We start from the raw sequence: 411 nt of genomic DNA on the forward strand, positions 1-411 counted from the left end.
AGTTGTAGGAGGCCTTGCCCGCCGCGTCGAGCGCGACGGAGCCGATCTCGGTGGTGGCCGAGTAGAACTTGACGAGGTCGCCTTCGCGGCCGCCGAGCACCTGGACGTTCATCTTGGTCGCGATACCGGCCCTACCCGGGGCAACGGGGCTGAGCACGGTGGTGGTGACGTTCTTGGGCACGTTGATCGACGGGCCCGCCTTGTCCAAGGAACCGGTGGCGGTACCGGATCCGTRCTTGATTCCGGTGGTCTGCACCGCCTCACGCGGGCAGTTGGCACCGACCAGGTACTGGAAGGAGAAGGTCGGCGACGTGGCCGCGTCCCAGCTGCCGGCCACCCGGGTCAGCCCGGGGCCGATGCTTGCGACCGGAACCGGCAACCCGGCCACCCTCACGGAGTCGGTCTTGTAGG

Annotated in this window: 1 protein-coding gene; it reads right to left on the reverse strand. The window is 68.3% G+C overall.

What is annotated here, in order from left to right; genetic code table 11:
* On the reverse strand, positions 1–379 hold a 379-nt coding region (locus AC1DYG_RS20180), incomplete at its 3' end, for a hypothetical protein (RefSeq protein ID WP_477641618.1).
* Positions 380–411 lie beyond the last annotated feature (32 nt).

It is taken from the genome of Pedococcus sp. P1_H8 (assembly GCF_056405175.1).